Origin of the sequence: Micromonospora sicca (assembly GCF_003172935.1) — a bacterium.
GTDB classification, from domain to species: Bacteria; Actinomycetota; Actinomycetes; order Mycobacteriales; family Micromonosporaceae; genus Micromonospora; species Micromonospora sicca.
Map to the genome: position 1 here is coordinate 1 of NZ_QGKS01000305.1, position 12,565 is coordinate 12,565.

The following is a 12,565-nucleotide window of genomic DNA, read 5'->3' on the forward strand; positions in this document are numbered from 1 at the left end:
GGGAAGTGCGACGCCCCGCCCTGCCCCCGGCCGCGCGGGGCGTCGGTGGTGCGGGGCGTCAGCCGAGGTGGACGGCGGGGTAGAGGGGGAAGCCGGCCAGCAGGTCGCTGGCCTGCTTGCTGACCTTGTCGGCCAGGGCCGGGTCGAGGACGTACTTGGCCTTGGACTCGCCCGACGTGGTCTGGCTGAGCACGGTGTGGATCAGCTCGGCGGTCTGGTCCATCTCGGCGGTGCCGAGACCGCGGCTGGTCAGCGCCGGGGTGCCGATCCGGATGCCCGAGGTGTACCAGGCGCCGTTCGGGTCCTGCGGGACCGAGTTGCGGTTGGTGACGATGCCCGAGTCGAGCAGCGCCTGCTCGGCCTGCCGGCCGGTGAGGCCGTAGCCGGTGACGTCGATGAGCACCAGGTGGTTGTCGGTGCCGCCGGTGACCAGCTTGGCGCCCCGGCGGGTCAGCCCCTCGGCGAGCGCCTGGGCGTTGTCGACGATCCGCTGGGCGTAGTCGGCGAAGTCGGGGCGGCGGGCCTCGGCCAGGGCGACCGCCTTGGCGGCCATCACGTGCGGCAGCGGACCGCCGAGCACCATCGGGCAGCCCCGGTCGACCTGGTCGGCCAGCTCCGGCCCGCAGAGCACCATGCCGCCCCGCGGGCCGCGCAGCGACTTGTGGGTGGTGGTGGTGACGATGTGCGCGTGCGGCACCGGGTCGAAGTCGCCGGTGAAGACCTTGCCGGCGACCAGCCCCGCGAAGTGCGCCATGTCGACCATGAAGGTCGCGCCCACCGAGTCGGCGATCTCCCGCATGATCCGGAAGTTGACCTTCCGCGGGTACGCGGAGTAGCCGGCCACCAGGATCAGCGGTTTGAACTCGCGGGCCGCCTCGGCCACCTTGTCGTAGTCGACCAGGCCGGTGGCCGGATCGGTGCCGTAGCTGCGCTGGTCGAACATCTTGCCGGAGATGTTCGGCCGGAAGCCGTGGGTGAGGTGACCGCCGGCGTCCAGCGACATGCCCAGCATCCGCTGGTTGCCCAGCTCGCGGCGCAGCGCGAACCAGTCCGCCTCGGTGAGGTCGTTGACCTGGCGTACCTGGGCCTTCTTCAGGGCGGGGGACTCGACGCGATCGGCCAGGATCGCCCAGAACGCGACCAGGTTGGCGTCGATGCCGGAGTGCGGCTGCACGTACGCGTGGGCGGCGCCGAACAGCTCCCGCGCGTGCTCGGCGGCGAGCGCCTCGACCGTGTCGACGTTCTGGCAGCCGGCGTAGAAGCGACGCCCCACGGTGCCCTCGGCGTACTTGTCGCTGAACCAGTTGCCCATGGCCAGCAGGGTGGCCGGAGAGGCGTAGTTCTCGCTCGCGATGAGCTTGAGGGACTCGCGCTGGTCGGCCAGCTCCGCCCCGATGGCGTCGGCCACCCGCGGCTCGACGGCCCGGATCACCTCGAGCGCGCTGCGGAAGGCGGTGGATTCGGCGTTCAGCGACATGCGACCTCCTGGTGACGTGCGGAAGGCCCAGGCGCTCGGCATGCGTCCTCGTGACGGGACCGCTCCCCGATGGTTCTCCATCCCCACGCGCCAGTAACGGCCCGCGCAGATCCTACCGGGTCCGCCGGGGGTGGCCCGGTCCACCTCGGCAACCCGTCGGCGTGGCGCGGCCGGCTCGAGCCAGCCTCGACCGCCGCACCGGTCGCGTCCCCCGTGGGCGCGGCGGCGGACCCTAGGATCGACGGATGGTGGGGGAGGACGACGGGGCGCTGCTCGCCATCAGCGACCTGCACGTCCGGCACGCCGACAACCGCGCCGTCGTCGAGGCGCTGCGCCCGGAGTCGCCGCGGGACTGGCTGCTGGTGGCCGGCGACGTCGGCGACACGGTGGCCCAGGTGGAATGGGCGCTCGACCTGCTCAGCCGGCGCTTCGCCCGGGTGGTCTGGGCCCCGGGCAACCACGAGCTCTGGACGCCGCCGGCCGACCCGGTCCAGCTCCGCGGTGTCGCGCGCTACCAGCACCTGGTCGACCTCTGCCGCCGCCTCGGCGTGCTCACCCCGGAGGACCCGTACCCGGTGTGGCGCGGTCCGGGCGGGCCGGCGCTGGTGGCGCCGCTGTTCCTGCTGTACGACCACAGCTGGCGCCCGGACGGCCTGGACACCCCGGAGGCGGCGCTGGCGGAGGCGTACCGGACCGGGGTGGTCTGCACCGACGAGGTCCTGCTGCATCCCGATCCGTACCCGAGCCGGGCGGCCTGGTGCGCGGACCGGGTGGCGACGACGGCGGCCCGGCTCGCCGCGCGGGACCCGGCGCTGCCGACGGTGCTGGTCAACCACTTCCCGCTGGTCCGCGAGCCGACCCGGGTCCTGCGCCATCCGATCTTCGCGCAGTGGTGCGGCACCGAGGCAACCGCCGACTGGCACCGGCGCTTCGCCGCCGCCGCGGTGGTCTACGGCCACCTGCACATTCCCCGGACGACCTGGCACGACGGGGTCCGGTTCGAGGAGGTGTCGGTGGGCTATCCGCGCGAGTGGAAGCAGCGGTCCCGGCCGCCGGGCGTCCTGCGCCGCATCCTGCCCGCCCCGGAGGGGACCCCGCCGACGGCGTGGTGACACAGGTCGGGGCCCGACCGACGGCCGGGCCCCGGGGCAGTCGCGTGGGTCAGGCGGTGGCGGCGTCCAGCTGGCTCTTGCGGGCCTTCGGGTCATCCGGGGTGCGCGGGGCATCCTTGCGCATCGCGATCATCCGCTCACCGATCTCCTGGAGCTGGTTGCGGCCGAGCGCCTCCCGCACCTTGGGGAACCACTCCTGCTCCTCCTCCTCGACGTGGTGCTCGACGTTCTCGATCAGCACCGTCGTCTTGGCGACGAAGCGCTCGTCGGAGGCGTCCATGGCGGCCAGCTCCGCACAGAGCAGGTCCGCCACGTGGTGCTCCTCGTACGACTCGAGGATGTCGTCCTCGAGGTCCGGCAGGAGCTTGCGGACCTCCGGATACATCACCTCGTTCTCCAGGTAGGTGTGCACCGTCAGGGCTTCGAGGATCTGGTTCACCAGCTCCTGGCGCCGGCTGGCCGGGCCGTCCTCGGCCTTCTGGAACTCCCGGAAGAGGCGGCGCATCTCCTTGTGGTCCTCTTTGAGCAGCACGATGGCGTCGGTGGACACCGGTACCTCCTTGGGGGTTGGGCTGACGGATGATCCCCTACCCCCGACATGAGCTGCGAAAACGGATGGGGCCCGGCGATGTTCCGCCGGGCCCCACCACAGGTCGTGCTGTGCCGCAGCTACTTCACCGCGTTGTACGCGTCGACCATGCCCGCGCCGTAGAACGAGTTGCGCTCCCCGCCGGAGCAGGTCGCGTTGTAGGCCGTCGGACCGTCCGGGTGCAGCGGCGCCGGGTTGTAGACGCCGTCCGGGCAGGACTGCGCCACCGACGACTGCTCCAGGAACGACGCCAGCTGGCCCGGGGTCATCCCCGGGTGGGCCGACAGCGCCAGCGCCGCGACGCCGGCGGCGTGCGGGCCGGACATCGACGTGCCCTGCTTGTAACCCCAACCGTTGGTCTTCGTGACCGGGTTGAAAGTCGTCGACAGGACCTGGTCGGTGGTGGTCCCCCGGACACCGGCGGTGCGGAACCGGCTGTCACCACCGGGTGCGGTGACGTCGACAACCCCCAGGCCGTACGAGGAGTAGTAGCTCTTCGCACCGGTCGGGCCCACCGCCGAGACGGTCACCACGCCCGGGGCCTCGGCCGGCAGGTCGAGGCAGGCGTTGGTGAGGTTCTCCCGAGCCTCCGGCGTCCCGTCGTCCGGGCTGCCGAAGTCCGAGAGCTTGTGGGCCAGGTCGTAGTTGGAGTTGCCCGCGGACGCCACGTTCAGCACGCCCTTGGACTGCGAGTAGCGGATGGCCCGCTGCACGGCCTGCCACACCGGACGCTGGCGCGCGTCGTTGCGGCAGTTCAGCTCCCACGGGTCGATGTAGTAGCTGTTGTTGGTCAGCTGCATCCCGTGGGTGGCGGCCCACATGAACCCGCAGACCGCAGCCTCCGGGTAGATGAAGCCGCCGTCGTTGACCACCTTGACGGCGGCGACCTTGACGCCCGGCGCGATGCCGGTCACGCCGACGCCGTTGACGGCGGCGGCGATGGTGCCGGCTACGTGGGTGCCGTGGTCGCTGGTGGTCGGGTTCCACGCCGTCTCGGAGGTGTCGACGACACCGCCGAGGCAGGACGTGCTCTTGTCCTTGGCGATCTGGGTCGCCAGGTCCGGGTGGGTGCTCGAGATGCCGCTGTCCAGCACGCCGACGACGACGTTCGAGCTACCGGCGTTGACCGCGTGGGCCTGCGGGACGTGGATCATGTCCATGTCCCACTGCTGACCGTAGAGCGGCTCCTTGGTCGGGTCGCCGGTGGCGCTGGCGACATCGGCCGCGGAGACCTCGACGGTCTCACCCTCGTCGAGGGCGGTGCCCAGGCCGGCGGTGGACGCGACCGAGTCGACGCCCGCGCCCGCCACCTGGGTGGCGAAGTCCGGGTTGGTCGACCGGACGACGAGCACGCCGATCTGGTCGTAGTTGGCCACCACGGTGCCCTTGGCGGCCGCCACCCGGGCGGCCGCCTTCTCGGTGTTGGCGCCCTGCGGGGCGAGGACCAGGAACGTGGTGTCCGGTCCGGCGGCCGCCGCCGGTGCCAGCCCGCCGGTGACGGCGAGACCGACGCCGAGCGTCACGGCGGACGCGGCGGCCAGTGTCTTGCGACGGAGGTTCTTCACACAGACTCCCAGGGGGCCGTTCCGGCCGGGTCGCACTCCCTGGCGGGGAGCGGACCGGCGGGAAGCGGGCCGGCTGCCCGCTTCCGAGAGTTCAGCGTAGGGAGATGGTGTGTTGTTACACACACCCGAACGGACGAACAACAACCGTCAGACGGTGGCCAACGTTTGGGGGATCTCGTCGAGCAGCTCACGGGCGAGGAAGCCGATCCGGCCGTAGCGGGGGGCCAGCCGTTGGCCGCTGACCGCGTGCGCGAACGCGGCCCAGCAGGCGGCCTGCGCCGGTTGCGCGCCGCGGGAGAGCAGGCCGGCGAGCAGCCCCGCGCGTACGTCGCCGCTGCCCGACGTGCCCAGCCCGGCGTCGCCGCTCTCCTCCCGCCAGCCCCGCCCGTCCGGGGTGGCGATGTGCCCGTACAGGGAGACCACCGTGTCGTAGCGGCGGGCCACCTCGGCCGCCTCGGCGTCCAGGTCGTCGCCGAGGTCCCGGTCGAGCAGGTGTTGGGCCTCGGTGAGGTTCGGGGTGAGCACCACCGGACGGCCCGAGCCGACCAGCAGGTCCGGCGCGTGGCTGAGCGCGCCGAGGGCGTACGCGTCGAACACCAGGGGCGTCTCCGGCCCGGCGGCGCCCAGCACCAGGTCCAGCAGCCCGCGGGTGGCGTCGATGTCCTTGAGGCCGGGGCCGACGGCCACCACGTCGGCGTCGGCCACGAGGTCGGCCAGGAGGCCGCCGGGACCGCCCGCGACCGCCCCGTCGGAGGTCTCGGGCAACCCCACCACCAGCGCCTCCGGCACCTGGATGCTCAACGCGGTGGCGGTGGACTCGGCCGTGGCCAGTTGGAGCACGCCGGCGCCGGCGCGCAACGCCGCCACCCCGGCCAGCAGCACCGCGCCGGGAGTGAACCGGGAGCCGCCGACGACGAGCACCCTGCCCCGGTGCTCCTTGCCGCCGGTCGGCACCGGCAGCGCCCAGTCCCGCAGCAGCGCGGGGGTGATGACCGGAGTGTCAGACCGGTTCGGCATGGACCTCGTCCTCCCTGGTCGGCCGCGCGCCCTGCCGATGCAGGTGGGCGACCTCGTTGAACCCGTCCGGGACCAGCCGGCCGTCGGCGCCCGCCGACCAGCCGGTCACCGAGCAGTTGGCGATGACGTGCTCCCGGGTGAGCGCCATCAGCTCCGCCTCGGTGAGCCCCTCCACCAGGTAGCGCAGCAGGAAGACCAGCGCGTCGTGGCCGAACAGCAGCACCCGGCGGTCCGGGTGGTCGCGGCGCAGGTCGCCGAGGAGGGTACGCAGCCGCAGCGCCACGTCCGTCCACGACTCGCCGCCGGGCGGGCGGTAGTAGAACTTGCCCAGCCGGGTCCGGCGGTCCGCCTCGGCCGGGAACCGCTGGCGCACGCCGTACGGGGTCAGGCCGTCGAGGATGCCCAGTTCCCGGTCGCGCAGCCGCTCGTCCCGGTTGACCGGGATCCCGGTGCCGGCCAGCGCCAGCTCGGCGGTCCGCACCGCCCGCAGGTACGGCGACACCACCGCCACGTCGGGACGGCGTGCCTCGGGCAGGCCGGCGAGCCAGCGACCGGTGGCGCGGGCCTGCTCTTCCCCGGTGGTCGACAGCGGCACGTCCGCGTCCCGGTGGGTCAGGTCGATCAGCTCGGCCCCGGAGGCCTCCGCCTGGGTGGCCGCGACGTTCGCCGTGCTCTCGCCGTGCCGCACGATCCAGAGCGTTGCCAGTTCCGCCATGCGGCCTCCGGTACCCGGGCCCCCGCCCGGGTAACCGCACCGGTCGCCGGTCGGCCTGCGGGTGCGTGAACGTTCGGCGGGCGGGTAAGCGCTGGCTCCACGCGAAGCCGAGACATGGGGAGGTACGCCGTGGCGACGATGATCAGCGAGAAGGTCAGTGTGGTCAAGGACAAGAACTACGACCTGATCCACACCATCCAGCTCTCGCTGGAACACGTCTGGCGAATGGAGACGTACATCGCCGACGCCGAGGAACGGGGTGACAGCGAACTGGCCACCTGGTTCCGCAAGATGCAGGAGAACAACCGCAAGGCCGCCGACCAGGGCAAGAAGATGCTCATGGAGCGGATGCAGAAGGAAAACGGCTAGACCGGACGTACGGCGACCGGCGGGCGGGTGTGCCCGCCGGTCGCCGCGAAATGTCGGCGGGTCCGCCCGCCGGCGTCCTGCTCGTCGCCTGACAAGTCCCCCGGCGGGTGGACCGGCGTCGTACGGTGTGAGGCGTGGCGACCACGGCGGCCGAGGAGATCCGGGTGGGGGAGCGGCTGGTCCGCGTCTCCAGCCCCGACAAGCCGTACTTCCCGGAGCGCGGACTGACCAAGCTGGACGTGATCCAGTATTTCCTCGCCGTCGGCGACGGCATTCTGCGCGCGCTTCGGGACCGTCCGACCATGCTGGAGCGCTGGCCCCGCGGCGTCTTCGAGGGGGCGAAGATCGCCACCCGGCAGACCAACCGGGGTGACGCCTTCTACCAGAAGCGGCTGCCGGCCGGCGCGCCCGACTGGGTGCGGACCGCGCACCTCACCTTCCCCAGCGGGCGGACCGCGGACGAGGTGGCCCCGACCGAGCTGGCGGTGGTGATCTGGGCGGCGAATCTCGGCACTCTCCGGTTCCATCCGTGGCCGGTCTCGGCGGCCGACGTGGAACATCCCGACCAGCTCCGCATCGACCTCGACCCGATGCCGGGCGTCGACTTCGCGCAGGTGGTCCCGGTCGCGCACGAGGTGCGGGCGTTCCTCGACGAGCTGGGGCTGGTCGGCTACCCGAAGACCACCGGCGGGCGCGGCCTGCACGTCTACCTGTCGATCGAGCCGCGCTGGAGCTTCGGCGAGTGCCGGCGGGCGGTGTTGGCGCTGGGCCGCGAGATGCAGCGCCGGCTGCCCGACCTGGTCACCACCACCTGGTGGCGGGAGCAGCGGGACCGGCCGGTCTTCGTGGACTACAACCAGATGGCCCGGGACCACACCGTGACCTCGGCGTACTCGATCCGGCCCACGCCGGCGGCGCTGGTCTCCGCGCCGCTGGACTGGTCGGAGCTGGACGACGCGCGGCCCGAGGACTTCGACGTGCTCAGCATGCCGGGCCGGTTCGCGGAGCGGGGTGATCCGCACGCCGGCCTGGACGAGCGCCGCTTCTCCCTGGCGCCGCTGCTGGAGCTGGCCGACCGGGAGGGCGTGGCGGCCCCGCCGGAGCGCTGACGCCCGGGCCGTGTCTCAGGCCCTGGTTCGCCGCCGGCCTCGTGGATGAGGCCTCCGAGCACCGTTCAGGTGCCCATACCCCGGCTCAGGCCTGCGCCGCCAGCCGGCCGGCCGCCGACAACCGCTCGATCACCGCCCGGTGCGGAACGGCGCAACTGGTGTTACCACGCCCACTGGTGGTGGTGGCGGTGAAGAGCGAGTTGAGTAGCGCTTCCTCGACCGCGTCCATGACGGCGGTGAAGACTGGGTTGATCTCCCCGTCGGGGATTGGTGGCTGGTCCGGCTGTGCCGTGCTGAACGCGATCGCGTAGTCGCCGCTGGCGTTGCTGTAGGACGCCCCGACCCGGCCCATGGCGAAGACCGCCCGTCGGGCGAGCCGCCCGAGCTGTCGCGCGTCCAGGGGCGCGTCGGTGGCCACCACGATCATGCATGAGTTGCCGGGTGGTTCGGTCCGGTCGGCGTCCGGGATCAGCTCATCGACCGGCAGCGGGACTCCGAGGGCGGTCAGGACTCCGCCGAAGTTGGACTGGACGAGGGCGCCGACGGTCGCCGGGCGGTCGGCCACCCGTACGGCCCTGGACGAGGTGCCGATGCCGGCCTTGAAGCCCAGGGCCGTGGTGCCGGTGCCGGCCCCGACGCAGCCCTCCGCCGGCGGTTCGCCGGATGCCCGGGTGATGGCGGCGAGCACGTGTTCTTCGGTGATCGGGCGACGGCGGATGTCCGAGAGATGCCCGTCGTTGGTTTCTCCTACCAGTGGGTTGAACGACAGGTCGCCCGGCCGGCGGTCCATCAGGTACCCCAGCAGCGCGTCCGCAGCCCGGAACACGGACAGCGTGCCGGTCAGGAGGACGGGTGACTCCAGTACGCCGAGTTCGTCCACCTGGGTCGAGCCGACGAGTTTCCCGTGGCCGTTGCCGGAGTACACGGCGGCCGGCAGGGTCCACCGTCCGGGGCCGAGTTGGCTCGGTACGACGGCGGTGACACCGGTGTGCAGGTCGGCGCCGTCGTCGATGGTGGTGTGCCCGACCAGGATCCCCGCGACATCGGTGATCGCGTTGTGCCGCCCGGTGGACAGCGGGCCCACGACGACCCCGAGGTCGCGGGCACGGCAGCGCTGCTCATTCATGGTGCTCCTGTCGTTGTTTCAGTCCGGCGGTGCTGGGATCGTTGCGGAATCTGGCCGGTCGAGTGTGGTGTTATCCGCACGACGAGGACCACGACAACATCCAGGGTGGGGTCGCGCTCATCGCGGACGCTTGAGGTCAAACCCCACTTCTGCTCCACGCGCCGCCATCGCACCCGAGGTGCCGCCTACTCCCAGGGGCTCTGCGTGCCGTCGAACTCCTCGAAGACCAGCCAGGTGCGCGTCGACAGCACCCCGGCGATGCTCTGCACCCGCTCCAGCACCACGTCCCGCAGCGTGGCGTTGTCCGGCGCCCGGACCAGCGCGAGCACGTCGTGCTCGCCGCTGAGCAGGGCGACGTGTTCGACGTAGCGGACCTGGGCCAGCTCGGCGGAGACCTCCCGCCAGGTGTTCTGCTCGATGGTCAGCGCGATGTACGCCGACGTGCCCAGCCCGGCCGGCTCCGGCGCGACCTGGGCCCGGAACCCGGTGAGCACGCCGTCCCGCAGCAGGCGCTCCACCCGGGCGTACGCGTTCGTCCGCGAGACGTGCACCCGTTCGGCCAGGGTACGGATGGACAGCCGCCCGTCCCGGACCAGCTCGTCCAGGATTCGCCGGTCGACCTCGTCGAGCGGCCCGGCCGAACGTCCCGTTCCGCCCGCCTCGCCCGGTGCCGGGGTGGTCTCCTGGCTCATGAATCGCTCCTCGGCTCACCATTCGTCCCACGTTCACCGGGGATCTTGAGTCAATCATCCAACAGCAGGAGCATAGGGCCACCACACGTCCAGGAGGTCCCCGCCGTGACGACCACACCCCAGGCGGTCCGCAGGGCATCCCCGCGCACCCGCCGGCCGGCCACCCCGGCCGCACCCGACCCGACGGCCGGCCTGCTGCCGACGGCCGAGCCGGTCCGACTGCTGAACCCGGACGGCACCCCGCTGCCGCCTCGCGCCGACTACCCCGAGCCGTCGGTCGAGGCGCTGCGCGAGATGTACCGCCGGATGGTCGTCGGCCGCCGCTTCGACGTCCAGGCCACCGCCCTGACCAAGCAGGGCCGGCTCGCCGTCTACCCGTCCTCCCGGGGACAGGAGGCCTGCCAGGTCGGCGGGGTGCTCGCCGTCCGCGACACCGACTGGGTCTTCCCCACCTACCGCGAGTCGATGGCACTGACCGCCCGGGGCATCGACCCGGTCGAGGTGCTCACCCTGCTGCGCGGCGACTGGCACTGCGGCTACGACCCGACGCGGGTGCACACCGCGCCGCAGTGCACCCCGCTGGCGACCCAGTGCGTGCACGCCGCCGGGCTCGCCTACGGCGAGTCCTACCAGGGCCGGGACACCGTCGCGCTGGCCTTCATCGGCGACGGCGCGACCAGCGAGGGCGACTTCCACGAGGGGGTCAACTTCGCCGCCGTGTTCAAGGCCCCGGTCGTCTACTTCGTGCAGAACAACAAGTACGCGATCAGCGTCCCGCTGTCCCGGCAGACCGCCGCGCCGAGCCTGGCGTACAAGGGCGTCGGCTACGGCGTGCCCAGCGAGCAGGTCGACGGCAACGACCCGGTGGCCGTGCTCGCCGTGCTCACCCGCGCGGTCGAGCACGCCCGCTCCGGCCGAGGGCCGTTCCTGGTGGAGGCGCACACCTACCGGATGGAGGCGCACACCAACGCCGACGACGCCAGCCGGTACCGGGACCCCGACGAGGTCGAGGCGTGGCGCGACCGGGACCCGGTGGCCCGCCTGGAGACCTACCTGCGGGCCCGCGGCGTGCTCGACGACGCCGCCGTCGACGCGATCGCCGAGGAGGCCGAGGCGTACGCCGCGGACCTGCGCGAGCGGATGAACGCCCAGCCCACCGTCGACCCGCTCAGCCTCTTCGAGCACGTCTACGCCGAGCCGACCCCGCAGCTGGTCGAGCAGCGCGAGCAGGTCCGCGCCGAGCTGGCCGCCGCCCGCGACTCAGAGGGGGACGCCTGATGGCCACCATGACCATGGCGAAGGCGCTCAACGCCGCGCTCGCCGACGCGATGCTCGACGACGACCGGGTGGTCGTCTTCGGCGAGGACGTCGGGCAGCTCGGCGGCGTCTTCCGGATCACCGACGGGCTCCAGGCCCGCTTCGGCGACAAGCGCTGCTTCGACACCCCGCTCGCCGAGGCCGGCATCGTCGGCTTCGCCGTCGGCCTGGCCATGTCCGGGCTGCGCCCGGTGGTCGAGATGCAGTTCGACGCGTTCGCGTACCCGGCGTTCGAGCAGATCGCCTCGCACGTGGCGAAGCTGCGCAACCGCACCCGTGGCGCGCTCAGCGTGCCGATCGTGATCCGGGTGCCGTACGCCGGCGGCATCGGCGGGGTCGAGCACCACTGCGACTCCTCCGAGGCGTACTACGCGCACACCCCCGGCCTGAAGGTGGTCACCCCGGCCACCGTCGAGGACGCGTACTCGCTGCTGCGCACGGCGATCGACGACCCGGACCCGGTCGTCTTCATGGAGCCGAAGAAGCTCTACTTCTCCAGCGCCGAGGCGGAACTGCCGGCGCGCACCGCGCCGTTCGGCACGGCCGTCGTACGCCGGGCCGGCACCGACGCCACCCTGGTGGCGTACGGGCCGGCGGTGCCGGTCGCGCTGGAGGCCGCCGAGGCCGCCCGCGAGGAGGGCTGGGACCTGGAGGTCGTCGACGTCCGCACCATCGTGCCGTTCGACGACGCCACGGTCACCGCCTCGGTACGGAAGACCGGCCGCTGCGTGGTGATCCAGGAGGCGCAGGGCTTCGCCGGGGTCGGCGCGGAGATCGCCGCCCGGGTGCAGGAGCGCTGCTTCCACGCCCTGCACGCCCCGGTGCTGCGGGTGTCCGGCCTGGACATCCCGTACCCGGCCCCGATGCTGGAGCACACCCACCTGCCCTCGGTGGACCGGGTGCTGGACACCGTGGCCCGGCTCCAGTGGGACGACCAGCCCGACCCGCGCTGGCTGCCGCAGGGGAGCGTCGCATGAGCGAGCGTAGCGAGCGAATCATCAGGCACAGCCCGGACGAGGCTCATGCGGATACCGACCGACGGGAGGAATCCGCATGACCACCGTCGAGCGGACGCAGGTCTTCCTCCTGCCCGACCTGGGCGAGGGGCTGAGCGAGGCCGAGATCGTCGAGTGGCGGGTGGCCGTCGGCGACGTGGTGACGGTGGACCAGAGCGTGGTCGAGGTGGAGACCGCCAAGGCGGTCGTGGACGTGCCCTGCCCGTTCGCCGGTCGGGTCGTCGCGCTGCACGGCGCGGCGGGTGAGGTACGCCCGGTCGGCCAGCCGCTGATCACCATCGCGCCGCTGGACGGCGCCGGCCCGGACGGCCGGGAGCCCGCCGGGCACGCCACCTACCGCGAGGAGGAGCGGGCCGGCTCCGGCAACGTGCTGATCGGGTACGGCACCGGCCACGGCGGTTCGGGTCGGCGGCGTCGCCGCCCCCGCCTGGCGCTGGCCCCCGAGCCGGCCGCCGCCGCAC

13 protein-coding genes and 1 riboswitch are annotated in these 12,565 nt (G+C 72.7%); of the genes, 6 read left to right on the plus strand and 7 right to left on the minus strand.

What is annotated here, in order from left to right:
• Positions 1–58: 58 nt before the first annotated feature.
• The gene (locus DKT69_RS25595) at positions 59–1,477 is read right to left on the minus strand and encodes a glycine hydroxymethyltransferase (protein ID WP_109804057.1); all 1,419 of its coding nucleotides are present in this window, start codon (positions 1,475–1,477) and stop codon (positions 59–61) included.
• A gap of 18 nt (positions 1,478–1,495) precedes the next feature.
• A riboswitch (ZMP/ZTP riboswitch) is annotated at positions 1,496–1,585 on the minus strand.
• A 137-nt stretch (positions 1,586–1,722) separates the two neighbouring features.
• On the opposite strand from DKT69_RS25595, the gene DKT69_RS25600 reads away from it, so the two are divergent.
• On the plus strand, positions 1,723–2,589 hold the full coding sequence (locus DKT69_RS25600) for a metallophosphoesterase family protein (RefSeq protein ID WP_109804058.1): 867 nt from the start codon (positions 1,723–1,725) through the stop codon (positions 2,587–2,589).
• Positions 2,590–2,638: 49 nt separating this feature from the next.
• On the opposite strand, the gene DKT69_RS25605 is transcribed toward DKT69_RS25600, so the two are convergent.
• The 4 genes from DKT69_RS25605 to DKT69_RS25620 form a co-directional block, all read right to left on the minus strand.
• Positions 2,639–3,139 carry a hemerythrin domain-containing protein gene (locus DKT69_RS25605; protein WP_109804059.1) on the minus strand — a complete coding sequence of 167 codons (501 nt, stop codon included), beginning with the start codon at positions 3,137–3,139 and terminating at the stop codon, positions 2,639–2,641.
• Between the two features lie 119 nt (positions 3,140–3,258).
• A complete protein-coding gene (locus DKT69_RS25610; RefSeq protein ID WP_109804060.1) occupies positions 3,259–4,743 on the minus strand; it encodes a S8 family peptidase in 1,485 nt (494 codons plus the stop codon).
• Positions 4,744–4,890: 147 nt separating this feature from the next.
• On the minus strand, positions 4,891–5,760 hold the full coding sequence (locus DKT69_RS25615) for an NAD(P)H-hydrate dehydratase (protein ID WP_109804061.1): 870 nt from the start codon (positions 5,758–5,760) through the stop codon (positions 4,891–4,893).
• Positions 5,744–6,475 carry a histidine phosphatase family protein gene (locus DKT69_RS25620; protein WP_109804062.1) on the minus strand — a complete coding sequence of 244 codons (732 nt, stop codon included), beginning with the start codon at positions 6,473–6,475 and terminating at the stop codon, positions 5,744–5,746. The genes DKT69_RS25615 and DKT69_RS25620 overlap by 17 nt, the downstream gene beginning before the upstream one ends.
• 138 nt (positions 6,476–6,613) lie before the next feature.
• Here DKT69_RS25620 and DKT69_RS25625 point away from each other — a divergent pair, with 138 nt between their 5' ends.
• Together DKT69_RS25625 and DKT69_RS25630 are read left to right on the plus strand one after the other, a co-directional pair.
• Positions 6,614–6,844: a hypothetical protein gene (locus tag DKT69_RS25625; RefSeq protein ID WP_109804068.1), complete on the plus strand. Its 231-nt coding sequence runs from the start codon at positions 6,614–6,616 to the stop codon at positions 6,842–6,844.
• Positions 6,845–6,978: 134 nt separating this feature from the next.
• A complete protein-coding gene (locus tag DKT69_RS25630; protein ID WP_109804063.1) occupies positions 6,979–7,953 on the plus strand; it encodes a DNA polymerase domain-containing protein in 975 nt (324 codons plus the stop codon).
• An 85-nt stretch (positions 7,954–8,038) separates the two neighbouring features.
• Here the strand turns inward: DKT69_RS25630 and DKT69_RS25635 are convergent, their stop codons facing one another.
• Positions 8,039–9,079, minus strand: coding sequence for a P1 family peptidase (locus DKT69_RS25635; RefSeq protein WP_109804064.1), 1,041 nt, complete (start codon positions 9,077–9,079; stop codon positions 8,039–8,041).
• A gap of 185 nt (positions 9,080–9,264) precedes the next feature.
• A complete protein-coding gene (locus DKT69_RS25640) occupies positions 9,265–9,771 on the minus strand; it encodes an Lrp/AsnC family transcriptional regulator (RefSeq protein WP_109804065.1) in 507 nt (168 codons plus the stop codon).
• A 72-nt stretch (positions 9,772–9,843) separates the two neighbouring features.
• Between DKT69_RS25640 and pdhA the strand changes: the two genes are divergently transcribed.
• From pdhA to DKT69_RS25655, 3 genes are all read left to right on the plus strand, one after another.
• Entirely contained in the window at positions 9,844–11,049 is a 1,206-nt protein-coding gene (gene pdhA, locus DKT69_RS25645; protein WP_201749854.1) for a pyruvate dehydrogenase (acetyl-transferring) E1 component subunit alpha, read from the plus strand.
• Entirely contained in the window at positions 11,049–12,065 is a 1,017-nt protein-coding gene (locus tag DKT69_RS25650; RefSeq protein ID WP_109804067.1) for an alpha-ketoacid dehydrogenase subunit beta, read from the plus strand. The genes pdhA and DKT69_RS25650 overlap by 1 nt, the downstream gene beginning before the upstream one ends.
• Before the next feature lie 76 nt (positions 12,066–12,141).
• A partial coding sequence (locus DKT69_RS25655) for a biotin/lipoyl-containing protein (RefSeq protein WP_304598700.1) occupies positions 12,142–12,565 on the plus strand: 424 nt, incomplete at its 3' end.

Bases quoted from the DNA above. Each gene is read 5' to 3' on its own strand.
- DKT69_RS25595 (WP_109804057.1), bottom strand. From the start codon at position 1,477: ATGTCGCTGAACGCCGAATCCACCGCCTTCCGCAGCGCGCTCGAGGTG.
- DKT69_RS25600 (WP_109804058.1), top strand. From the start codon at position 1,723: ATGGTGGGGGAGGACGACGGGGCGCTGCTCGCCATCAGCGACCTGCAC.
- DKT69_RS25615 (WP_109804061.1), bottom strand. From the start codon at position 5,760: ATGCCGAACCGGTCTGACACTCCGGTCATCACCCCCGCGCTGCTGCGG.
- DKT69_RS25620 (WP_109804062.1), bottom strand. From the start codon at position 6,475: ATGGCGGAACTGGCAACGCTCTGGATCGTGCGGCACGGCGAGAGCACG.
- DKT69_RS25625 (WP_109804068.1), top strand. From the start codon at position 6,614: ATGATCAGCGAGAAGGTCAGTGTGGTCAAGGACAAGAACTACGACCTG.
- DKT69_RS25635 (WP_109804064.1), bottom strand. From the start codon at position 9,079: ATGAATGAGCAGCGCTGCCGTGCCCGCGACCTCGGGGTCGTCGTGGGC.
- DKT69_RS25640 (WP_109804065.1), bottom strand. From the start codon at position 9,771: ATGAGCCAGGAGACCACCCCGGCACCGGGCGAGGCGGGCGGAACGGGA.
- DKT69_RS25650 (WP_109804067.1), top strand. From the start codon at position 11,049: ATGGCCACCATGACCATGGCGAAGGCGCTCAACGCCGCGCTCGCCGAC.